The sequence below is a fragment of the Polynucleobacter sp. Fuers-14 genome (genome assembly GCF_018882045.1).
In the GTDB taxonomy this organism is placed as follows: Bacteria; Pseudomonadota; Gammaproteobacteria; order Burkholderiales; family Burkholderiaceae; genus Polynucleobacter.
On record NZ_JACVPG010000048.1, the window covers coordinates 1 to 493 of the forward strand.

A 493-nucleotide genomic window follows, 5' to 3' on the forward strand; every position below is an offset into this window, starting at 1 on the left:
CTCTGACTGGCACCTCAACAGCAAGCAATACTTTTGCTGGAGTGTTAGCAGATAACACTGGCGCGACAAATTTAGTCAAGTCTGGTACAGGCACTTGGGTGCTCTCTGGCACCAACACCTACACTGGTGCTACAACCATCTCGGAAGGTGCACTTACTGTCTCTGGCACCTTAGCCAATACCACCGCCATCACTGTCGCTAGTATTGCAGCGTATAACGTCAACAGCACAGATACGGTAGGATCCATTGCGGGCGCAGGTAGTATTGCAATTGGTTCTGGATTTACCTTAAGCACTGGCGGTGATAACACCAGCACAAGCTTTAGCGGTGTGCTCAGCGGCTCAGGCTCCCTCACTAAAATCGGCACCGGTACCTTAACCTTATCGGGCACCAACACCTACACTGGTGCGACTACGATTAGTGCCGGTACTTTAGCCATTACTAATGCCGCTGGCCTTGGAACTACTGCAGTGGGTACTACAGTCAATAGTGG

Annotated in this window: 1 protein-coding gene; it reads left to right on the forward strand. The window is 51.1% G+C overall.

Annotation, left to right across the window (positions count from 1 at the left end; genetic code table 11):
• The coding region (locus tag ICN40_RS11660; protein WP_216244161.1) for an autotransporter-associated beta strand repeat-containing protein at nucleotides 1-493 on the forward strand (493 nt) is incomplete at both ends.